The organism is bacterium (genome assembly GCA_037143175.1).
In the GTDB taxonomy this organism is placed as follows: domain Bacteria; phylum Verrucomicrobiota; class Kiritimatiellia; order CAIKKV01; family CAITUY01; genus JAABPW01.
This window is the reverse complement of the sequence record JBAWZF010000047.1, coordinates 1-22,575: the sequence shown is the minus strand read 5'-3', so window position 1 is coordinate 22,575 and position 22,575 is coordinate 1. Positions and strand designations below refer to the sequence as shown.

Sequence of the window (22,575 nt, the reverse complement as noted above, 5' to 3'; positions counted from 1 at the left end):
CTTTTCATCAGATTTAATTCAGGAACGGCACACGGTCATAATTCGGTTGGCAACAATTCATTCGGATCCTATCTACTGGCGCATAATGAGGATGCCCCCAAGACCGCATTACAGATGGGACATTCCCACGTGGATGTGTTGTTCAACCATTACAGGAACCTGGTAAAGAAATCGGAAGCTGGGAAGTATTGGGAGATTGTTCCGCAAGATAAACCAGGGATCATTCAGTTTCCGATTGCGAAAGCGGGTTGATTGACGAAGGCCTGATTGCCGGAACGGGGAACGATTACGGCAAGAATGAGTTTGTGGATCCGGCATTGGTTAATGGGTTTGTTGGTATTGAATTCGTATCCTCTTCGGCATCTGGAAAGTTCGTTAACGTGAAATAATCAAACCCATAGCCATAGCTGCACCAAATTATTTCCGATTGTTCATTTGTATGAATCACTTCTAAGTGTCCAAGAGACGGACTAACAGCCTTGCCGTCCACAGCGTTCGTTATTTGGGATTCAGCAGACTGTGACTGAACGGAAATTTCTTTATCAGTTACTGACGATACAGTGCTTTCTGTCTTTGCATCGTGATGTTCGCAACCGAACAGAGCGGTTAGCACCGTTAAGAAAATTAGACTTTTCAACATCTTCATATCGGACCTCCTTGAACACGCACCTTCGACTAAATGGAACCAATCCTGCATCGTATCATTTTTGTTTTTTTAAATAGCTATCCGTGGGCCCGGAACAAACGGGCCTTATCATGATCCTCAATACTCAGGCGCCCATAGTCAACATCGATCATAATATTTCGGTATTTACAGTGAGTGCTGTCCACTGGGCGCGACAGAATCGACTCGCAGCAGCGGAGGCATTCGCAGAATAAATCTGATTCTTTTAGCCTTTCTTCGTAGACCCGGTACGCTCAGCGATTATAAATTCCGTCCAGTACAGGCCGCCACCAGGATGATCCTCACCCTCGACCACGACATAGCGTTCCTTCTCGATTCTCAAAATCTGATAGTTACGATCAGGAACAAGGAAATCACCTTCCTGAAGGCCACGACCCCGAATGCTGGGTTTATAGCATACCCAGTCGCCAACCTTGAATGGACACTCGTTTATCATATGTTGCTCCTAAGGGATTCGCACCGGACCCGATACCGTCCCCGGTTGCGTACCCATGTAAAACTGAACTTCCGGAAGCCCACCAGGTTGTCCGAAAGCGGGTTGTGTCACTGGGTTAACTCGGATCGGAGTTCCAGGATTTGGAGTCACGCTGTAAACAGCATTGGGCGGTAAATCACGGGGCAAGGCGAGACCGCTTTGTGCTTCACCGCCGGAGAGACCCTGCACTGGTGTAGCGTAGCTACTACCTACCCGTAAGCCGTTTCCAAAACCCGCAGATTGTTCGGCGTAGCCATAATGGGAGAACGATTCTCCCGACTGTGTATAGCGATACGGACTTATTGCTGTCGTCTGGGATGCCGCTGCACTTGATGATCCCAAGGCCGCGTTTGCAAACGGCAAAGGAGCCATGCCGGCCGCCAGCACGCTCGCTGCGACAGAGACGTCCATGAGCATCCCAGGCGCCGTCCGCCAGCTTGGATTGCCGGCGAATGTACCGGAGCCTTCGCCCAGATGTCCGATGGTCTGTGGCGTGGAGACAATGCCTTGTGCGATCTGCACAACCGTGTTGAGCGCCCCGGCAACTGGCCACGGATAGGTTTCGATCATGGTGTTCTGAATGGAGGCGGACGCTGCAGCGGCTGAGGAGCCGAGTTGATCAAACCACAGTCCCCCGCAAAGCCCGAAGGGATCGATGTAACCAAGCGGATTGCCCAGACAGTAGGCGTACAGATTCGCCCCACCAGCAAGACCGAGCGGGTCCTGAGAGAGAAAACGCTTCAGCGTCGTATCATAGGCACGGTAACGGGTTAGATAGAGGGAACTGCCGCCGGCGTGAAAGACACCGTGACCGCCGAGCCAGGCGAAGGGTGTGACGTTCGTCCCGGTGGTGCCCCACGGTTCGCCGTATGGTCCGTAATTCGCTGTGAAGAGCACCGTACCGTTCGTACTGGTGAGCGCCACGACGCTGCCCTGATCATCGCAGTGGGCATATCGTGTGGTTCCATCTGCGTCAATTGCGACCAGCAAGCGCCCCGCACCCCAGACGTAATAGCGAACGGGCGTGCCGTTGGTGGTGGTTTCCATCAAGGGGCGCTTGAGCGGGTCGGCATGGTCCACCACCCACAACCGGGTAACGCCGTTGACGGTGGTCTTGACGCGGTTTCCGAGTGCATCATAAATTGCCACCAGCGACAAGTTGCTGGCGCTGGCGGCAGTCATGCGCCCTGCCAAATCGTACGCATAGACATCGTTCGTTCCGCCGCTACGCACAACGTTGGTCACGGCACCGCATAGGTCGGACCGGTACTCTTCGGTGACCGTGTTCGTGCCGATCGTTACTTGCGCGGATGTCAGGCGGTCCGCCGTATTGAACGTGTTCGCGGCACGGCGGTCGGCGGCGGGTACCGGCAACGGTCCGGATGTGATATCTTCGCGGGTCTTGAGGCCCATGGTGTCACGGGTTATGGACCGTCCCGGCAATCCTGCAGCGCCCGAGTAGGACCAGTTCGAAACGGCGTGCGATGCATCGTATTGCCACGCACCAGAGACGCCGTTGGAGTAGACAAGTGACGTCATGCGCCCCGCCGCATCGCGGGTGATGCGGTAGGAGCGTTGCGCCCAATCCACTACGTTCGTCACGCGGCCGTCCGCATCGAAATCGTAGCGGACCGTCTTGCCGTCCGGGTAAACCAAGTTGGTCGCCAGGCCACCAAGGTCGCAACGGTATCTGTTTGTGAAGGCCACGCCTGACACGCGGCTGACTGAGGCGGTGAGGCGATTCATAAGGTCATAGGCGAACGTGTTTGTCGTGGTCGCGTTTCTGGCGGTAAGAAGGTTTCCGGCGGCATCAAAGGCGAACGCTTCAGTGCTGCCATCGGTATAGACCGTGTTCGTACAGCGGTTAAGGATATCGAATTGGTTGCGGATGGGGCGGGACGCCCCATCTATTTTGTTGGTGAGGTTGCCATAAAGGTCGAAGGAGTTGCGGAAGACCTGTTCCCCCGCCGCGTTCGTGGCGGCGACAACGCGTCCCTGGCCGTCATGGGCGAGCCGGTACACATGACCCTCGGAGTTGGTGAAGGCGGTCATTCTGCCCAAGGCGTCCAAGCCAAAGGATTCGGCACGGACGCTAGGATATGCGATCCCGGTGCGGCGCTCCATGATGTCGAGGCTGTACGCTGTGGTACGGTGCTTGGGGTCAACCGTTGCGGTGAGCGTATCCAGCGCATCAAATGCGTTGGTCCAAGTGCGTGACAGCGGATCCTTAATCCAGACGGGGCGGTTGAACGTGTCAAAACCGGTGTCGGTACGTCCGGAGACGGCATCGAGGCGGGCGGTCGCGCAGCCGGCAATGTCGAACCATGTCTGTTCCTGCCAGTTGGGCGTGGAGCGTCGCGTGACGCGACCCATGGCGTCAAGATCGAGAGCCACACGGTTACCGCGAGCGTCCTTTGACGCCACTAAACGGTCGGCAATATCGTACTCGTTCGTTGTCTGGCCCCCATCGGCGAACCGGACACCTGCCAGATTGCCGCTCGCGGACCAAAGGAACGTGTTGGTGTGCAGCAACGGATCGATGATGGAAGACAGTCGGCCTACGGAATTGTACGCACGAGCGGTGCGGCCGGTTAAAGAGTCAAACGTATTGGTGGCGAACCCACGCCGGTCGTAGGCGAAGCGGGTGGCATGATTGAGCGCATCCACGGCGTTGGTAACGTTTCCGGCGTTGTCATACGCTAACTGGTTTGTGCCAGCGTCCGTGGACGAGACGGTTGTGGCGAACCCGCGGTTGTCGTACCCGAACGAGGTCGACGCAAGGGTCTGACCGGCCACGTCCAGAACCTTTACGGACGTGGGCAATCCGTGACTGTCATAGACATTGGTGGTAATCGTTTCGTCAGGCGTAACGCGCGACGTGAGGCGATGTGACGTATCGTAGGTCATGCGGGTTGCGCGCCCGAGCGCGTTGGTGACGGCGACCAGACGATGTTGGTTGTCATAGACGAAGACCGTGGCGCGGGCATTGGCGGTGTTCGCGGCCTGGGTCAGTCGCACAAGTCGATTGCTGGCATCGTATTGACTGATCGTGACGCGGCCGATCACGTCCACGTTCGAGACCATTTGCCCCTGGCCGTCATAGAAGAACAGGTTCGTCGTGTTGTCGCGATCCACACGCTGCGCCAGCCGGCCGTCGTCGCCGTAGGCGTAGACGATCCGGTTGGTGAACGGGTCGCGTTCCCAGGCTCGGATGCCGACGGCGAATCCGAATGGCCACCGGCTTCCGTTGGCGGCAATCTGATTGGTGACCTGACCTAGAGCGTTGTAGGCATTGAAAACGTTGGTGACTCCCGCCGGATCGGTCTCAGAGACAAACGCGGCGTTGGTATCGTACGTCATTGACCAGGGGTAGTTCGCCGCATCGGTAACTCCCGTGAGGCACCCAGAAGGACTGTAGCGGTAAGCCACGCTGCGGCCGGCGCTGTCGCTCACGGAAGCGACGCGATTGCCGGACCAATTGAGCGTGAACTTGCGCCCGAAGGAATTGGATACGGTCACGAGGCAAGTACCATTGCTGTAGGAAAGCGCCGTCGAGTTTCCGGAAGGATCGACGATGCGGGAAAGAGTACCGTTCGTGGCGAAAGTCCATGTGCGGCCCAGTCGCTCCTGGAGGGTGAATTGGCCGTTAGTGCCGCGAGAGAGATTAGCTGTAACGCCTGGTGACGATACATAGGTTCCATCTGGGGCGCGGGTGAAGGAGAGTGCCTCGTTCTCCGTCTTTACGGTCACGGCACCATCCACGTATTGGTCGGTCCACCACTTGACGACAAGACAGGCGGTAGCCAAGTTCTTTGCGCTTTCGCCGGCGGCGATCAGGTCGGCCACAACGGCGCTTGCAACCACCGATGGCGCGCAGGCCTCGGGCGAGCCGCGGCCGAGAAACGCATCGGGGTCTGCGTGGACGCTCGCCTTGGCGTCATACCCGTGTGTCCAGCCGCGACCGAGGGGCCCATCAGCCCATCGCGCACGGGAATCGTAATGGCGGGACCAGGCGAGCGGCATCGGGCCGGCCATAGCGAGGTCGGTTCGTGTGATGAGACTGGCGCCGTCCTGCATGTCGACAGGATCGGATGAACGCGGGGTGGAGATCGAGGAATCGGACAGAATACGGGACTCATACTCATTGTAGCCATCGATGGAGGGGATCGAGCCGTATTCGCTCGTGAACCCGCCGCTCAGGCCGCCACCAATGATCATGCCGGCGCTGTAGTAATCTCCGCCCGCAGGACCGTAGTCGATGTATCCGCACCCGCTCCAGTGGTTGAGGGTGACTTTGCCGTCTCTGGGCAACAGAATCTTGCGCCCGTTGTTCATGTCCGTAACAAATCCCGCCAGCGTCTGGGCGCTGTAGTTGGTGAGCGTAGCGCTGATCGTGGACCAGTTGTTTGACGTAACGAAATAGATGGGCAGGTTGGTGGCGTTGGCCAAGGCGATGACGCGGACCGTCGAGACGGCCGGCTTGTTCGTCCCATTCATCTGGTCGAGCACGCCATGCTCGAGGGCACTGGAGAAAAGCATGTAGCCGTCGAACTTCGAGGGATCGGCAATGGAGTACGAGAAGTTGTTCTTGAGATCAACGTAGGGGGATTCAGCCTGTCCGGCGATGCCTATATTGTAGAAAAAATGCTGCCCGGAGCTCTTGAGCCGGCTGTCGAGCGTGTTCATCAAGGCGGTCTGCGCCAGCCATTGCTGGCCCACGACCTCGAGTACTCGGGAACGCAGCGAAACGTCGCCCTCCGACACGCCGACAGCGCGCAGGCGCCCGAGTTCGTTCTCGGCGCGTTCGCGCATTCCGCCTCTGTGGTCGCCGCCGAACCCGATCGGAATGGTGTACACGTTGCCGTTGCTCCGGGTGAGACTGTACTGTGCCGGGAATACGCTGTAAGCATTGCTGACGGTAATGATGGCGGTGACGGCGGACTGAGAGGAACCGGCAGGTTCGTTCGTCACCACGGTATCGTCAAGGTGTAAAACCGCCTTGGGGTAGGTCTGAGCAGAGTTCGTATACGACATCCAGAGGTGGCGCGCACCGATCTCGTCCAGCCAGAACGTATTGGTAAGGCCGCCGTGCTTCAGCGTGACGCTCGTACGCAAAGCATTCTTGTAGGCGTCGGTCTGTGCGAGAAAGTCCACAACCACGCCGTTGGTCGCGCCATGGAAAGTGAGCGCATCGGCGGCCAGGTCCTGGGGAGCGATCATGTCGCCACCGATGAAATACGAAGCTGCGGCGTTGGTGCTGGAGGCCCGCCAGTTCGCGGTGAGATTTGTTGAAAGCCGACACAGTTCGGCTGCAAGATTGGTGGTGGCGAGGCCGGATACGAACCAATCGTTGGTGACGGTTCCCCCCGCCTTGGCCAGCAGGTTGGTGCGAGTATAACCCATGTCCGTCAACAGGCTGGCGCTGGTAGACGTGACGCGACGAGGCTTGAAGGATGGATCGAGAAAATAATCGTTACCTCCAAGCGTTAACCGCACCCAGAAGTGCGGCACCCGGACAGTGTAGCCCGCAGGGCCGCCTGAACCTCCACAACGGGAACCATCGAGAGAGGCACTGGCCAGTATTTTACCCACCAGATCACTCCAAATGGTGAAAACCGTGCCCGTAGCCGGAACGCCCAGCCAGGAGGCAGCATCGTAGCCCGAGGTCGTGCCGCCGAGGGGCATGGCAAATCCGCCCGTGAAGGGGTCGGTGGGCGGCGGGGCATACATCACGGTGGTTGTATTGGTGTAACCGCTGGCTCGCAGCAAGGCCAGCAGAAGGAACGCCTGGTCGCCATCGCTCCCTTCGCGATCAAGCAGAGTACGTTCCGGCCCACGTGAAATCCCCGGGTAAGGCGTGAAGACAATATGGTTTCGGACGAAAAGATAGCACTGCGCCCAATTGCAGTCGAGGCCGCGGGCTGTCTCCGAAATCAGTTCATTTGACATTGGTGCCTGGCCCAAGCCAAGGTTGATGAGCACCTGCCCAGATTCGGTCAGCGGCACGGCCAGCGCTTCAACCAGGTCTGACGGCGAATAGGCGGGATCCGGGTCACCCATGGCCGACACGCCCTCGTCCTCGACGGCCGCAACCACGTTGGTCTCAGACTGGTTACGCCAGCCGGACCAGTCACCCCCCTCCTGGGGGTCGGCGGCCCAAGTAAGGGAGCGAACAAGCGACATGACGAGTGACAATGCAACCGATGCGGATAAAATGCTGCGCTTCATGGCGTCCTCCTTTCGGCCGTCGAGGAAATGTTACCGGCCGGCGTTATCGTATATATCCCTGACCCGCCGCCCCCATCCGCGCCTCCATAAGCGCCGGTCAAGCGATCATCCGTATCGTAGTAGTAGCGAATTGAGGTTGTGGAGGCACCGCCGTTCGGGACGGTTGGATTCGTGCCGGCAAGCAGTTCCTCGTCATCATCCATGCCGTCATCATCGGTATCGCGTTTGGCAGGATCGGTCCCGTAAGTGAACACTTCGGCATAGTCGGACAGCCCGTCCCCATCCGTATCGCTATTGGTCGGATTCGCACCGTGCTTGTATTCCTCTGAGGTGCTGAGCCCATCATGATCCAGGTCAGCTCCAAGTTGATATATTGCCACCACATCATTTGAAGGCCATGCGCCCGGGCCGATTCGCACATCATCCAACGTACCGGCAAACAGGTTTGTGAGGATCCCTCCGGAAGCTGCCCCGAGCTTAAGCGAATTGGTGCCATTTTCAATGCCTCCAATTTCCAACCCGAAAATATAATTCGTTTGGGCGACAGGCACACCGTTGACATAAATTTGCTGGTTGCCACTGCTGTAAGTACTCACCACATGCACTGGCACGTTGGCTGTAAGCGCGCAGGAATATCGCAGTGTCTTAGCCCCCGATTTGCAAATCGTGAAAGCCAACGCCCCGTTCTCGCAACCAAGCCCGTAACCAGTTGTCCCACCTGGCACCCGCTTACTGACAAACGTCGCCGTACCATTGGTATAAAGGCGATCCGGTTTTACCCATAGCCCAATACTGATACCGTCAGACTTCAGACTGGCACTATCAGGCACCTCAATATAAGTGTTGGTTCCATCGAAATGGAGGTTGTTGCTAATGATACCTGTAACCCACGCATTGGTTGCAAAACCATAAAGGATTCCATTATTGGTATTGGCCGTGGAATCAAAGGCATTGGTGCCTGTGCCCTCATCGAGCTTCCACCATGCAGATAAACCACTCCCGCCGCCTCGTGTCGGATCCAGCCCATAGAGCACTTCCCACCAATCAGCAAGTCCGTCCCCATCTGCATCAGGATCGGCCAGCGTGATATCCTGGCCGGTGAGGTTGTCATCCAGAAATACCGGGTTACTGTTATGGCTGCCCCAAGCCTCCCAAGATGTCGGCAGATTATCATTGTTGCTATCCCGCCACGCCCGCATCCAGTAATAGGTATTGGGAGGCAAATGGGTGATGGTATATGTCATGGAATTTGTGAGCGTATCGGCATAAACCCAGGCCCAGTCCGTTCCATTGGTGCAAGCTACAACATGGATTATCCCGGCCTGGGGGCCGGTGTAGGTGATCGTGCCGCTTAGATTCCATGGATGACTCGAAATATCCGTCGGGATTGTGTCGGCATCGTACTCTTCCTTATTCGTGTATTCATCACTATCAGGATCGCCCACCGCCGTGTTGGTTCCGGTCCCGAAATATGCGATTTCCCACCAGTCGGGCAGGTTATCACCATCAGCGTCAGGATCTGCCAGCAAGAACCCTTTTCCTGTCACACGGTTTGTGATGACCGTTAGAACATTGGTAAACACTCCCCGCGCCTCCGTAGCATTGGTCTGGCCGTTTCCGATACTATCCACCCAGGCCTTGAGCCAGTAGTTCGTCTGCTCCAGATCGGGAATGAAATACGTCAGTGGGAACCCACTGATGGCAGAGGTGTAACTATGGCCGGTTGACCAGCTATTGGAGTCTGTTACCGCGATTACCCAAACGGTGCCCGTCTGACGGCCTGAGTAGATTAACGTTCCTGAAACATTCGGGGGATCGTTCGGATCAAGAGGATTATGGCCATGTGCAACCTCCCAGCCGTCGCTCATCCCATCCCCGTCAGTATCCCACAGCGTCGGATCAGTCCCCAGAGAAAGTTCACCCAGCACCATTGTGCTTCCATTTGTCGTCACACCGCTAGGATAAGCGTTTGTTGAAACTACCCCGCTATAACCATCCACCAGCCCATCCCCATCGGAATCTAAAGCGTCGGGATTAGTGCGGTAGATGATGGCTTCGCGCCCGCCAGGAATCCCATCTCCGTCCGTATCCTCCGAATTACCCACCGAATAGAAACGCAGGCTAATACCGGCCCCATTCGTCGAGCCAGTATCGACCCACTGCAATGAATTAGTGCCAGCCGTCACAAGATTGGTATCAGCGACCCACCATTGCCTTGGCATCAGGTTGGAACTAATCATCATTTCAAACCGGTTCGTCAGTGTATCCGGGTAATCCACCTGCAGAAGCATTCCTGAACTTACCATCCCAATTTGAGCTACCACGATATTGGTATCGGAACCGGCCATCCGCATCATCGCCATCCCACCCGACAATGACCTGCTTGCGGAATCAGCCAGCAGAACATCCATTAATGAGGCAATACGACCCTCGGCATAGACTTCCACGTAATCATCAGGAATCAGCGTGACTTCCATCTCCACATGCGAAGGATCCAGGCCCTCTTCATCCGTTGCCCGTTGTTCCGCGGGAAATGACGCCGCATAAATCTGTGGTCGTTTTTGACGTGCCAGCCAGCGCGGATCATAATCAGAACTGGGTTTGAAAACATAGAAAACCTTGCCATCCGCATTCAATACCTCAATCTCGCGTGTCGCCCTCATCTCCCGGAGTTTCAGGTGATAGACCGGACTCCCGTGCTCAACCTCAAACACAAGCCCGCTAAGGAATGATTCGGGGAAAATCTTGGGGTCAAAGGAAAACAGCCCTACCGAAAAAGAAACCGGTATTTTCATGCCCGGAACGAACAGGAAAATATTGCGCAATTGCAGATCGCGCAAGCGCTCGACCAAGGACGCGGGACTGTCGGCAACATTTCCCCTGAGTTCAGCCACCAGTTTAGCCTGACGGTCATCAATGATTTTCACACTGAGGGTAGTCAAAGCCCAGGCGGCTGCTGAAAGGAGACACAGTGATGTCAAAGCATAGAGAAACAGTGAACCAAGGCGTCGTTGCGGGTAAAGGCGGGAGCGTTTGTTTTCCATAATAACTTCATCTCTCTCCCCCCTTCACAAATCTATGAATTAATGGACTATCCTATTCTATGAGGCAAGGAAAAAGAGCGAGAATCTAAAAAACTCGAAATATTTACGTCCACCAGCAATTAAACACGATCAAGTGTCTTGTTTCATCTGGAATGTCTGACGACAGCGCGGATAAGAAGGGCAGCCCCAAAATTCGTTCCCCGGAGTGCGACCTTTACCGGCCTGACGCCGAACCATTTTACGATCGCATTGAGGGCAGGTCGGCGTTGTGTAATCCCCTGCTGTCACCCTTGAAAAGAGATCGGACTGAATTTCCGGCGTCAACGATTCAAGCCGTTTTCGCAGATCACGGCCGTCAATCAGTGTCATGGGTTTGCCTGACGCAAACGACTGGGCTTCGCTCGTATAGTCGCCGGAGGTGACAAAAAAGCCTTCGGGGACACCGTCAGCTGCCATAACGCCGAACAATTCGCGAACCGGTTTGACGCCCACGGAGTAGGTATTCCAAGCCTTGCATTGAACTACTGCGGCGGCTTTGTCCTGATCTGGGCGGAAGAGATGGACATCCACTCCACCGTCTGCACCTGTCCTATGCGGGCGGGTTCTCCACCCGGTTTGAGCGAAATATCCCTCCACGAGTTGCTCAAACCTTTTCCACTCTAATTCTTTCAGCAGATCGGAGGAAAAATGACCAGAGCGTTTTGAGGAATAAAAACTCGTCATGTCGGGGAATTTTATGACGGGTTTGGGAATGAGGAACGAATGCCGGCAACCTTCGCAGGTCACCGGTTGCCCAATCATCGATTCGGGGGCTACCAATACGGCCTTACACTGAGGGCATGCGACATCAATATCAGCAACCGCCGCCCTCCGGTTCACCGGTACAGCCGTGACCTCCGCCACTGGGCGCACCGGCATGTAGTCCATAGTTCGCCGCCCAACCGATGGGGGCCGCTTCATTAAGGAACGGATTGCGGAGATGGCGGCTGAAAAAAGGCAGGCAACGGCGAGCCATTTACCTAGATCTGGACACAGACCCGCTATTAAAGCCCCAAAAGGGCTGCCGGCCAATGTAGCGGGCAACATAATAGCAACCATGACATAGAAGAGAACTGCCCCAATGACCCCCATCCACCATGGGGCATCCATCAACATTTCAAATATTGACTCGTTCTTCCTACGGCGTGCCATTTTTCACTCCAAAGCAGGGCGCTGTTAACACCTCAGTCCTTGCTCGCAGCTGCTTTCGCGATTTCAATGATTGAAGTGGATGACTCTTCTGCGCTGGGGTCAACAAGCCCAGTCGACTGAAGTGCAAAAATGGATCGAGTCGCCTCAAGGAGAACCGCATTCTTCGTTTGGTTGTCAGTTGCAGCCGCAGAGAATGCTTGGAAAGTTTGCAGGGCCAGTGCTCGATGCCGATTCGTCACCGCTTGGTGTCTGAGCGCCTTATACATTCGGCCACACCAGATCGTAGCAGTGGCCAACACTGATAGCGCGATCACTTTACTGGCGATTTTTTGTATGATCTGTCCGTTATCAAGTTTATCCTGTGTCCAGAACCACGATAATACTGCTGCAATAAGCGTGGCAATGCCACAGACAATGCCCCATTTTAACCATGGGAGCGCACGCTGTTCCAACTTATCAGATTCATTATTAAAGTCTTGAGTAAAAACTGCGGCACCAGCCGCAGCCGATGCCTCGCGGGCCTTGATAGTTATGTCATCAATCTCTTTGGCCTTACCCTTAGCATATGCCTTAGCATTTTCGAGAATGCCCCCTCCTTGTTCAACTGCGGCAGACAGACGAGATATGTTCTCCGCAATGTCACCCTTTTTGTATGCGAGAAAGGGAATCCACGGTGCCGCAGCCTCAAAAAAAGGATCAGATGCTTCGTGTACGTGTCGCGTGATTTCATCACGGGCACTAGACGCGCTATTTTGCTCAATGGAAAACTGATCGAGGCGCTGAAGAATACTAGGAAACTTGTCTATACTTCCCCTGATGCGATCACAGGCTGAATCAGTGAGGTAATCCAACGGAAGGTCCTTAAGCATATCCAGCGTAGTCATCACGCGCGCTATATCTGGTTCGGCGTTACGAAAGGACATCGTGCCCCATTCGGGCCGAGAGATAAGACTTTTGTTCTTGAAATTGAGAACCGCGGAAATCGAATTGGTGAGTTGAGTCACCTTGTTCTGGTCAGCCATCTGTCTCTCCTTCTGATTATACGTTTATCCTGTCGCCTGCGTTGATATGTTGTTCCGGAAATTAAGGGGTACCCACCTGCATTTTCTCCCGCCAGTCATTTTCCAACAACAACTCAAATTTCATTTGCTGTTGTTGCAAGCCGAGTTTCAATTCACCGACCGACAGCGCAGATTTTGAATGTGCCGTTAGAAGTTCAAACAATTTGGCTTTGTAGGCGGTATCTTCGTTCCCCTTCAAATGGAGCCCCTTGGTTTCGAGTACGGTAAACTGAACCTTACCGTCGCCCGCGTCATGTAAACAGGCGAGAAAATCAGGATACACCTTACTGCGTTGCCACCCCTGTAAGTGCCAATCCGGCGACTGGGCTGCGATGCGATGCCACCAACGGACGGCTTTGCTGCCATCGAGATACCAGGCCATCTCCTTTTCAAGCCCATTCACCTGCTTCTGATAAACGGTTTTGAAAATGCTTTTCTTTAAAGGTTCGCCAGTCTTCCGGTGCAATGGCCTATCTTCATCGGTCACATCTAATGTCAACGTCTCGGCCAATTCCCAATTCAATTTTGGATCGTTGGAGGATTCGAGCCGGAAACACAATTCATTGTCTTCCAGCATCCGTCGAAATTCGATTTCCGTCGCTTTATGAACTTGCTCCTTCAGGTTGTCCCGCATCGTCTTCACCAGAAACAGCCGGTTTGCGATGATCCGCTCTTCCTTGATCTTTCGTTTGCGCAGTTCGGCCAATGTTTCCTGCAAAATACGCGCGCCCTGCCAGGGATTGGGAATGACATCGAGCAGCAAGCGAACGAGCGCGGGAACATCCAGCTCCGACTCAACGGTTTCCTCGGTTATCTGCGTTTTGAGTAACTCATCATCAACGTTCCCGAGATTTTCGACATCCACACGGGTTAATGTGCGTTGAATCGTTTCTTTGTCGTCCGGCGTGTAAGTGCTGGAGTTGGCGTAACTGAATCTTGACCAGTCCAACCGACTCAACAAATCCCTATCGTAATCGAATTGCCGCCAGTCGCCAGTGGCGTAATGCCGGGACAACACGCGCGGCAAAAACACTTTCAGGCCAGCAAATTCTTCACGCCGACGAATCGTCTCCCGCCGGGAAGCGGCTGCAGCGCCAGCACCGGTTGCTCGGACTTGACTGGCGAGATCCCCCATTCCCTCCTCTTCCAATCCACGCCGCACGCTTTCCACGGCGGCCTGAACTTCCTGATCAAAAGTAAAAACGTAACATTCATTGAGTGACGGCACGCCAGTCAATTTGGCGCCCGGCTGACGGAGCACCCGCCCAATCATTTGCGTCAATGCCGTGGCCGCCGTCGTCTTTGACAGCACAGCGAGAATATAGGCGAACGGGCAATCCCACCCTTCGCGAAGGGCGTCCTTGGTGATGATGTAGCGCACTTTGGAAAACTCTGACAGCAGGTCTTCCTTCCCGAGTTCATCCATCTCCGCTGACTTCACTTTGATTTCGTCAGGTTGAGCACCCAGTTTTTCAACAAGGTATTCCCGCACGTCTTCGGAATGGATGGTAGCCTTGTCGCGTTGTTCTTTGCCGGTCCGCTCAACGCGAATCAAGAGGATGGGCCGGATATAGCGATTTTCGTTGTTATGGACCTTTAGTGCGTCCTTCTGCAGATCCTCCAGTTTGTCCTGGGCTACGGAGAGTGTGTGTTTCCAGTCTGCCCGGTTCTGGTTATCCAGATTGATCGGCAACTTGATCATCTGCTCGTCTTTTAACGCCGTGCCCGAAACGTTCACCAGCACGTTGCTGACGTATTCCTTGCCACTATTGGGTGTAGCGGACAGTTCCAGCAGGAACCGGGGGTTATAGCCGGCAATAGTCTCGAATGCCGTGTTTGAATACGCCTTGTGCCCTTCATCAATCAGCACCAGCGGGCGAACAAGCCGCAGGACATTGCCGAGACTTTGTTTCACGGTCAGTCCGCCAATACGAAAACCTTCTTCGGTTAAATCAGTCGCGTCGAGATTCGGCACTTGGCGGAATAGTTCCTTGTTCGCGATGGCATCATCCACATCAGGGAAAAAACTCGGAAACTTCCCGCTCTCCTGGAACATCTTGCGAGATTCTTTGCTCTCCTTCTTCACGGCACCCGCCTGTAGCATCATCAGCATCACGCAGAGTTGCTCCTCAACATCTTGCTTTGTAAAGCTGTCGCTTTTCTCCAACAGTTTCACACGGCCACCGGAGGCACGTTCCAGCATCTGGCGATAAGGATGCTCCCTGTTCGCGAAAGCCTTCCACGTCTGCGAGTAAATGGCATCTGACGGCACAATCCAAAGTATAAAACCGGTCTGCTTCTTGAAATACTCAGTATTGATCCGTTCCACCGCGACCGTGCCGAGCAAAGTTTTCCCGCCGCCGGTCGGAACTTTCAGGCAGATATTGGGCACGGGCCGATCTAACCCGTCTTTCCGGGCGACATATTGCGGCGCGCTTGTGACACCAGCCTTATCCTTTGTTAGCGGCAGGGCTTTTTGAGTGTGGAGAAAATCCCAGGTCTGACGACAATAGTCCGCAAGTTTGGCCTCCCGGCCTTTGCCTCGCTGGAATTCCAGGATCTCCTCCGCCTCTTCACGGCGTGACAGAAGTACTTGAAGATACCGGCTTAGGTCTTCCAAAACGGTTGTCTGGTAATCTTTTAATTGCATAGCCGGTCAATCGCCCAGGATACGGTGAATAGCATACGGCAACTGACAGAAGTCCAAACCTTGCCGGGACAGTTCACGCTGACTCATAAACTTGGCAGCGGCAAACACCAACAGTTTCTTTTTGTCCTTATTCGCGGCAACCAGTTCATCCACCAGTTTTTCCGTGAGGGCAGCGTCATTGCTCTGAAGCCAGTTCTTGTCCGGTTGGTAATGAAGATGGACACGATAAACGTCTGTTTCACCAATAAATCCGAGCATGTTGGCCTTTTGCTTTGGCACGTCACTCAAAGTGCGTCCGGTGGCGGTGAAGAAAACGTATTTGGCCAAGGATTCGAACGCAGGTAAACCGCCGGACAGTAATTTATCGAGCGTCATTTCCGGACCAAGTGTAGCGTAAGTGAAACTGCCCCCGAGACCCTCCACCTTTTCGGTGATCTTTTTCTCGCCGGTTACAACCAACGCGCCGTTTTCGACGGTCTTGGCGATCCGGTCGAAACGCTTTCCGTCCAAAAGTTCAAAGCTATCGGCCTTTTCCAGCAGTTTGCCGGAATTCTTCAATGAAGTGAAGTTGAGGGGCTCCCGCCACAATTCCTCGCGTTGCGTCCCATTGAACTTGTAGCCTTGAATGACACGCCGAACGCGTTCAGCCGTGAGTTTGTCCGCATAATTCTCCGTTTCGACGAGAATGAATTTGCGGTTTCCACCGTCTTTTTTATTCAACGCCAAAACGGCTTGCGCTGTCGTACCGCTGCCTGCGAAGGAGTCGAGCACAAGGGAGTTCTCATCAGTAGCGATTTCAAGGATGCGCTGAAGAAGGCGGACCGGTTTTGGGGTAATGGACTGAAGCACTTCCGGCAAGTCTGACAAAATGTCACGCAGTTCCTTTTTTGCCTCATCTGTGTGGCCAGCAAACTCATGTGGCCACCAAGTGCTGGGCACCGTCCCACCGCCACCTTTCAACAAGTGCTTGTAACGTTTATAACTGGGAACCTTGCCTTTCCCATCCTTGCCCCACCAGACAAAGCCATTCTCGACATTAAACGCATGGCGTTCTTTTGAATAACGCCACACCGCTGTTTTTTTTGGCCATATTTCTTCACCGGTTAGCGGATGGGTAATGGGATAGTAAAGATTCGGGCGCTCTGCGGCCGTTTTATTACAAGTATAGTCCCCGGAACGAAACACACCCCTTTCGTCCTCAAGCCGATAGTTGGCGTCATTGCCTTCAGTTCGCTCCATCAAGTTACGCGAAAACTGCGCGCTCTTTCGATAGACCAGAATATGATCGAACATAGGAGAGAAACCGAGCGCGTCGTTGGCAGTGGCATATTTTTTCTGCCAAGCTATCTGGGCGTAAAATGACTCTTCCCGCACAAAGATTTCGTCCATCATGGAGCGCATCTGATGCTGCTCGTTATCATCAAGAGTGATGAATATGACCCCGTCATCCGCCAATAAATCCCGTAAAAGACAGACCCTCGGCCACATCATGCAGAGCCATTTATCATGGCGCTCCAGGTCTTCCTTCTCTACTGGATTTGCCGATTTCTTTAGCCATTCACGCATAAGCGGGCTACGAACATTGTCATTGTAACACCAGCCCTCGTTGCCGGTATTATAGGGTGGATCGATGAAAATGCAGTCCACCTTCCCCGCATAGACAGGCATGAGGGCCTTCAAAGCATGCAGGTTATCGCCGTGGATGATGAGATTGTCATCCAGCGATGGCTTATCCCCTTTAAGAGGAAGCGATTTCTTTGCATCAACTATCAGTTCCCGGAAAGGCACCGAAAGATGATGCGCGTAAACGAATGATTTTCCTTTGAAATCAAGAGTCGGCATAAAATCAGGTCTCCGTCGTTTCCAGGGGTTCAGGAACATAGACGCGTTTCAAGGGAAGCAGACCCTTATATTTTGAATCGAATTGGTCGTAATGATTTAAAACCAGATCAATCAGTTCGTCGCCATCAATAAGGCGTAGATTGCTCTTGTTTCGAGCAAAACTCACCGCCTGATTCGTGAAAGTACCCAGCGTAACAACCATACCGAATTCCTTCTGCTCAACCTTACCGTAGAGTTGAGAAACGATCGGATCGCCGATGCTGCCTTCCGAACTCTTGACCTGAACTTTAATGATCGGTGGTTCAAACCCAAGTTCATCCTTGTGGGCAATAATGTCAATGCCGCCATCCGGACCTTCGGGCGAAACCCGGCTTCGATACCCCATCGCCCCCAGAAGATGCGCAACGAAATCCGCCAGAGCGTGCCCCTTCAACTCCTGGGCCAGTGTTTTTAAGATAAAGTCGCGAGTATTCTGCTCGATATCGTCGGCCACATACGAAATGGACTCGTCCATCTTTGCTGGCGTGGTATTCGTCTCTCCTGAATAAGCAGCCAGAAATTCATCGGCATAGTTCTTCACTTGAAAAAAACTCATGGCGGCACCAATTTCGTACAGTGCCCCCTGGGAAAACTTTGTGCGAGGAAAGGATTTTAACCATTTCACAGCCCGTTGCTGCGGGTAGTTGGCTTCATGAGTCGCGTCATAGTGATACAGGCCAACAATCTCCCCGATGTGGACACAGCGATCACGTTTCGACGGATAGATAATAAGATCCCCGTTCTTCGCCTCATGGACAAAGCGGAAGAGCTGACCACCCGCATTTGGGTAATATCCAGGCTTCCGGTCCGGCTGAACATCGACAAGTTTTGCCTTGAATTTTTCCCTATCTGCACCAAGCGCCGACATATCGCCCATTTCCAGCCAGCCCAGCGCTATGACATTATGCTTTAGAAACAAGTTATCCGCATCCCCTGTCTTTCCGCCATGAATACCCCAAAGGGTCTTCTCATTTTTGCTCGCCATATAAACCTCTCTTGATTGACACTTTAGGGCTTACCTTTTTCGTCGCTTTCGACTTTCACACGACGCAATAGTCGTAACAGGAATATCGGCAAAGGTAATCTGTTGGAACAGAAGATTCAAGAAACGGTTTTGTTTCGGGAAAATTTAGAACCATGGGCAAATCGGACGTAGCGGAGAAATGGGACGGATCGAGGTAAGAGAGTGGACAGAAAACGGAAGACAGTTGGCAGAGAGTGAAATCAAATTTTTGCGGAGCGGGAAAAACCCTGGATATTGGTTCCAAAGGCTTTGGCCAGATTCAAAAGCATTTCGGCCGAGACGTTGAAGAGACCCCGCTCGACAAAGCTGATGGTGTTGCGGGTACAATCCGCATGTTCGGCGAGTTTCTCTTGAGACCAGCCGCGGGCATGGCGCCGCCTGTAAACTTCACAGCCGATTCGCCTACAGAGCTCCGATTTGGGACGATTTGTCATGCACCCAAAGGGAACCACAACGAAAGGGAATTGAGTACACAATGAACCGTGCAAAATGCAGGAAATGCATTTACGCGGTTGCAAGGTTAGTATTCGAGTGTTAACGTGCTTTTAGTTATTGCTTAGTTATCAGGGGGTCATGAACACGGGCGGGATGTTCATGACCCCTCTCTATTTTTGAGGGCTGCCAGAAGGGAGAATGCTAGTGTCTAAAAGTTGCGAGATTCATGTTGCTGAATGGGACATCTTCTACCCTGCCGATTTGGATGAAAGCCGTGTTCCGCAGATTTTACGACCATTGACGAATGTCGAGCATGAGATGAACGACTTCCCCTGGTATACGGTGGGGCGACTTGTTGAGCTTTTGGAAAAGCCAGAATCGAGTTTCGCGTACCTCCATGTGACGGTTTATTTCCGGGCGCGGGCGGCCATGCTGGCACTGAACGGGGATATTCTGGATCACACGGAACTCTTCGGCGCCTTAAGCAAGCACCAGTTACAGGTTGGAGGGATTTACCGGAAGCACCTGCAGAACTACCTGCTGATGTGTATGCAAAAGCACAACATGGCCCGGTTACCAGAGTGCGACCGGCATAGAATGGACCCCTTTGATGACCCGGGTGAGACGGAAAAGAACCGCGATCTGATGCGGCGCTGCATCCAGGCGGCAGAGAGAGCTTTCATCAACACTCTGAACTTTATCAGCGAAGGCCCGGGAATGGACGCGAGAATAGAGGGGGAAAGCGTGGAGTTCTGGGTAAAGAGAATCGAAAGAGACAGGGCCATGGATGTACGGGTGCGGGTGACCCGTAATGCTGGCGGATATAGAGTGAAGCCTTGTAGGGATGAAGCGATAGCTACTTTCGGCGCCGGTGGGACAGCTAGGGCGTTTGTCGTGCGCTTACAGGAGGAATTTCCGTTTGGGAAGGCGGAGACTGAAGGCGCTAAGGAATGCCGTACGGACACCCACAGCGGGCGACGGAGAGAAAAAGAGAAAGTAGCGAAAAGTGATGACACCACTGCCACGGTTGCCCAGAAAGCTGCGGAAATCGCACTGGCCACCATTGCGCCCGCATTACGGTGTTCAAAGCTGAACCCGAATCGGGGCGCGACTGATGACTTGGTGCAGGCCTACAATCTGGAACGGAAGAAACATGCGAACGACGTGGAAACGTTTTGGGCCCTATCACGTTTGGACATTGAAACGGCGCGCAAAACCCCCGACAAAGCGCCTTGGATGCGATTAAGCGACGCCAACCGACATTATAGACAGGCCGTCCATGGTGACGCTATGAGAGCCGTGGATATCGCGACACGTGCAGACGCTCTTCAACGGCGATATCGCCGGGCCATCGAACAAACCCAGCGGCTGGGCGCGAATAAGTAGCCGGATGGTTTGTTGGACATTCGGACATTTGTCCGGACATTTCGACATTTGTCCGGACATTTGGACATTTGAGCGAACCCCCTGTAAACATTGAGCCGGATGGTCTGCGAGCTGCGCGGTTCCGGACATTTGGACATTTTTTTGGACATTTTTCGGACATTTGACCGAAAACGGACATTTGGACAGTTGTCCGGACATTTTTCGGACATTTTTCCACTTATTTTCCCTATTTCTAATGAAACTCCATAGGCCGCAACGGCCTTTGTTTATAGGGGTTTTAGGCCATTTTTACCCCTCTTGTGGTTCCGGACATTACCGGACATTTCGACAGCCAGAAATGGCGCGCACCCTTCCTACTTGCAATCGTGTTGCCATGCAACATGAAAGGGAGATGCGATGAATGGGAGTAACGAACTGACAAGGATTGGGACGCCGGATGCTGCACAGCATCTCGGGATTACAACCAGGGAACTCAAGTCGCTCCGGAAGGCGAAGAGGATCCCATTTTACCGGATCGGGCACCGGACGGTGAGTTATGCGGTGACAGACCTCGATGCGTTTCTTGCCGGGTGCCGGGTGGCAACGGCCGGGGAAAAGAAAGTGGGCAGTGGGCGGTAGGCAGTGGGCAGAAAACACATGATTCACACGAAGACGCAAAGTGCGCGAAGGGAAATAAGATGAAGGAATTATTGACGGCGACGAGGATGACGACGTTGTTGGGGTGCCCCCGGCGACATTTCTGGCGGTATGAAATTGGGTTGAAGGCGGAGACCGAAGCGCAGGCACTGCGATTCGGGACGGCATGGCACGCGGCGATGGAAGCGCGTTGGCAGGGGCTTCCCTTTGAGGCGGCCCTGGCGGCGGCCGTCAAGGATGTGAAATTCGAGGAAGTGCAACTGGCCACCCTCTCTGGACTGCTGGCCGGGTATTACCGGCGTCATGAACAGGATCCAGTAAAGGAACTGCATGCGGAGGTGGAGTTCCGACATCCGATTGAAGGATCCCGGACTTTCGATAGCGCCGGGAAGATTGACGGGCTCGGCGTCCTGCAGGACGGCCGTCTCGTCCTGATGGAACATAAAACCACCAGCGATAGTGTGGATCCTGCTTCGGACTATTGGCTGCGACTGCGGCTCAATCAACAGGTGATGCAGTACGTGGTCGCGGCCCGGGCGCTCGGTTGGGATGTCCAGGTGATCCTTTATGACGTGACCAAGAAACCGGCCATCCGTCAGAAGCAGGGCGAGACGGCCGCCCAGTTCGGGGATCGCCTCGCCCAGGATACCCAGGATCGGGCGGACTTCTATTACGCGCGCCGCGAGGTGCCGGTGCTCGATCAGGATCTGGAGGAATTCAAGATCCAACGTTTCGAGCTTTCCAAACTCATTTTGGCTCTCCGCCAGGCGGAGCGGCGGACGGGCCTGCGTGAGCAGGCGTGGCCGCGCAACGTGAATGCGATGAGTTGCCAGGGCTGTGAGTTCTCCGGGTTCTGCCTGCAGGGGGTCCATGCGGATGCGCAGTGTGTGCCGTCTGGGTTTCGTGTGGGGGCGGTGCATGGGGAGTTGGGGACAGTAGGCAGTGGGCAGTGATCAGTTGGCAGTAGGAAAAGAAGGGAGTCGCGGCACGTCGTGCCGCGGGCAGATCCGCCTGTGGCGGAGAGTGCCCCTCCCACATTGAAGAAAATACAGAGAAAGGAAGGAACAAAGGATGAGTGAGACGAAGACGCCGTTATTCGGCAAGGGGACTGTGAGAAGGATTGGGTTGCCGGCAATGCCCCCGGCACCGCCGGTGGCGATGGCGCGCAAATCGGTGCAGTTTGGGGAGGTGGCCTCGTCGAGCGGGCACCGGGTGTTGCTTTATGGTCCTGGCGGAATCGGCAAGACGACGCTGGCGTCGCAGTTGCCGGGGCCGGTCGCGTTCATCGACCTGGATGAATCGCTGCCGCGCTTGCGGTTGCAGTTGGAGGAATCCGGACGGATGGCAAACATCATGCCGGTGACGGGGATCCACAACTGGCAGACGTTGCGCGATGTGATCCAGGCGGATGGTTGGGAAAAGGTGCAGAGCATCGTGATCGACACCGGGACACGGGCCGAGGAACTGGCAGTGGCGCATACCCTGGAGACCGTCCTGGCAGATGGGAAACGGGTGACCAGTGTCGAAGGCTACGGGTACGGCAGGGGGTTTGGCTTCGTGTTCGACACGTTCCTCCCCCTGCTGGCTGATCTGGATCGCCACGCGCGAGCCGGTCGGAATGTCGTATTTGTCTGCCACGATTGTACATCCACGGTGCCGAACCCGGCCGGGGAAGATTGGCTCCGGTATGAGCCGCGCCTGCAATCCCCGAACAGCGGGAAGGCCTCCATTCGATTACGTGTCCGGGAATGGGCCGATCACGTCTTGTTTGTCGGGTATGACGTGAGCGTCGGGAAGGATGGCAAGGGGCGCGGGGCCGGGACCCGGACCCTGTATTCGGCGGAAGTGCCGCATTGCATGGCGAAGAGCCGGACGACGC

General features: G+C 54.6%; 15 protein-coding genes. 5 read left to right on the top strand and 10 right to left on the bottom strand.

Annotated elements, in window-relative coordinates; genetic code table 11:
- Positions 1 to 252, top strand: a 252-nt coding sequence (locus WCI03_12210; GenBank protein MEI8140617.1) for a hypothetical protein, incomplete at its 5' end; no start/stop codon positions are given.
- A gap of 34 nt (positions 253 to 286) precedes the next feature.
- Here the strand turns inward: WCI03_12210 and WCI03_12205 are convergent.
- The 10 genes from WCI03_12205 to WCI03_12160 all read right to left on the bottom strand — a co-directional run bounded on the left by WCI03_12205 (position 287) and on the right by WCI03_12160 (position 18,673).
- A complete protein-coding gene (locus WCI03_12205; GenBank protein ID MEI8140616.1) occupies positions 287 to 646 on the bottom strand; it encodes a hypothetical protein in 360 nt (119 codons plus the stop codon).
- A 244-nt stretch (positions 647 to 890) separates the two neighbouring features.
- Positions 891 to 1,121 carry a hypothetical protein gene (locus tag WCI03_12200; protein MEI8140615.1) on the bottom strand — a complete coding sequence of 77 codons (231 nt, stop codon included), beginning with the start codon at positions 1,119 to 1,121 and terminating at the stop codon, positions 891 to 893.
- A 9-nt stretch (positions 1,122 to 1,130) separates the two neighbouring features.
- Positions 1,131 to 7,388 carry an RHS repeat-associated core domain-containing protein gene (locus WCI03_12195; protein ID MEI8140614.1) on the bottom strand — a complete coding sequence of 2,086 codons (6,258 nt, stop codon included), beginning with the start codon at positions 7,386 to 7,388 and terminating at the stop codon, positions 1,131 to 1,133.
- Positions 7,385 to 10,432, bottom strand: a complete 3,048-nt coding sequence (locus WCI03_12190; GenBank protein MEI8140613.1) for a LamG-like jellyroll fold domain-containing protein — start codon at positions 10,430 to 10,432, stop codon at positions 7,385 to 7,387. Before WCI03_12190 ends, WCI03_12195 begins: the two co-directional genes overlap by 4 nt.
- Before the next feature lie 129 nt (positions 10,433 to 10,561).
- Positions 10,562 to 11,623: a restriction endonuclease gene (locus tag WCI03_12185; GenBank protein ID MEI8140612.1), complete on the bottom strand. Its 1,062-nt coding sequence runs from the start codon at positions 11,621 to 11,623 to the stop codon at positions 10,562 to 10,564.
- A 32-nt stretch (positions 11,624 to 11,655) separates the two neighbouring features.
- The gene (locus WCI03_12180) at positions 11,656 to 12,645 is read right to left on the bottom strand and encodes a hypothetical protein (protein ID MEI8140611.1); all 990 of its coding nucleotides are present in this window, start codon (positions 12,643 to 12,645) and stop codon (positions 11,656 to 11,658) included.
- A 61-nt stretch (positions 12,646 to 12,706) separates the two neighbouring features.
- On the bottom strand, positions 12,707 to 15,334 hold the full coding sequence (locus WCI03_12175) for a DEAD/DEAH box helicase family protein (GenBank protein MEI8140610.1): 2,628 nt from the start codon (positions 15,332 to 15,334) through the stop codon (positions 12,707 to 12,709).
- Between the two features lie 6 nt (positions 15,335 to 15,340).
- Positions 15,341 to 17,176: a site-specific DNA-methyltransferase gene (locus WCI03_12170; protein MEI8140609.1), complete on the bottom strand. Its 1,836-nt coding sequence runs from the start codon at positions 17,174 to 17,176 to the stop codon at positions 15,341 to 15,343.
- A 4-nt stretch (positions 17,177 to 17,180) separates the two neighbouring features.
- A complete protein-coding gene (locus WCI03_12165; protein MEI8140608.1) occupies positions 17,181 to 18,200 on the bottom strand; it encodes a restriction endonuclease in 1,020 nt (339 codons plus the stop codon).
- A gap of 239 nt (positions 18,201 to 18,439) precedes the next feature.
- Positions 18,440 to 18,673 carry a helix-turn-helix transcriptional regulator gene (locus WCI03_12160; protein ID MEI8140607.1) on the bottom strand — a complete coding sequence of 78 codons (234 nt, stop codon included), beginning with the start codon at positions 18,671 to 18,673 and terminating at the stop codon, positions 18,440 to 18,442.
- A gap of 205 nt (positions 18,674 to 18,878) precedes the next feature.
- Here WCI03_12160 and WCI03_12155 point away from each other — a divergent pair, with 205 nt between their 5' ends.
- The 4 genes from WCI03_12155 to WCI03_12140 all read left to right on the top strand — a co-directional run.
- Positions 18,879 to 20,060 carry a hypothetical protein gene (locus WCI03_12155; GenBank protein MEI8140606.1) on the top strand — a complete coding sequence of 394 codons (1,182 nt, stop codon included), beginning with the start codon at positions 18,879 to 18,881 and terminating at the stop codon, positions 20,058 to 20,060.
- Positions 20,061 to 20,456: 396 nt separating this feature from the next.
- Entirely contained in the window at positions 20,457 to 20,678 is a 222-nt protein-coding gene (locus WCI03_12150; protein MEI8140605.1) for a helix-turn-helix domain-containing protein, read from the top strand.
- A gap of 59 nt (positions 20,679 to 20,737) precedes the next feature.
- Entirely contained in the window at positions 20,738 to 21,649 is a 912-nt protein-coding gene (locus tag WCI03_12145) for a PD-(D/E)XK nuclease family protein (protein ID MEI8140604.1), read from the top strand.
- Between the two features lie 118 nt (positions 21,650 to 21,767).
- Positions 21,768 to 22,575, top strand: an 808-nt coding sequence (locus WCI03_12140) for an AAA family ATPase (protein MEI8140603.1), incomplete at its 3' end; no start/stop codon positions are given.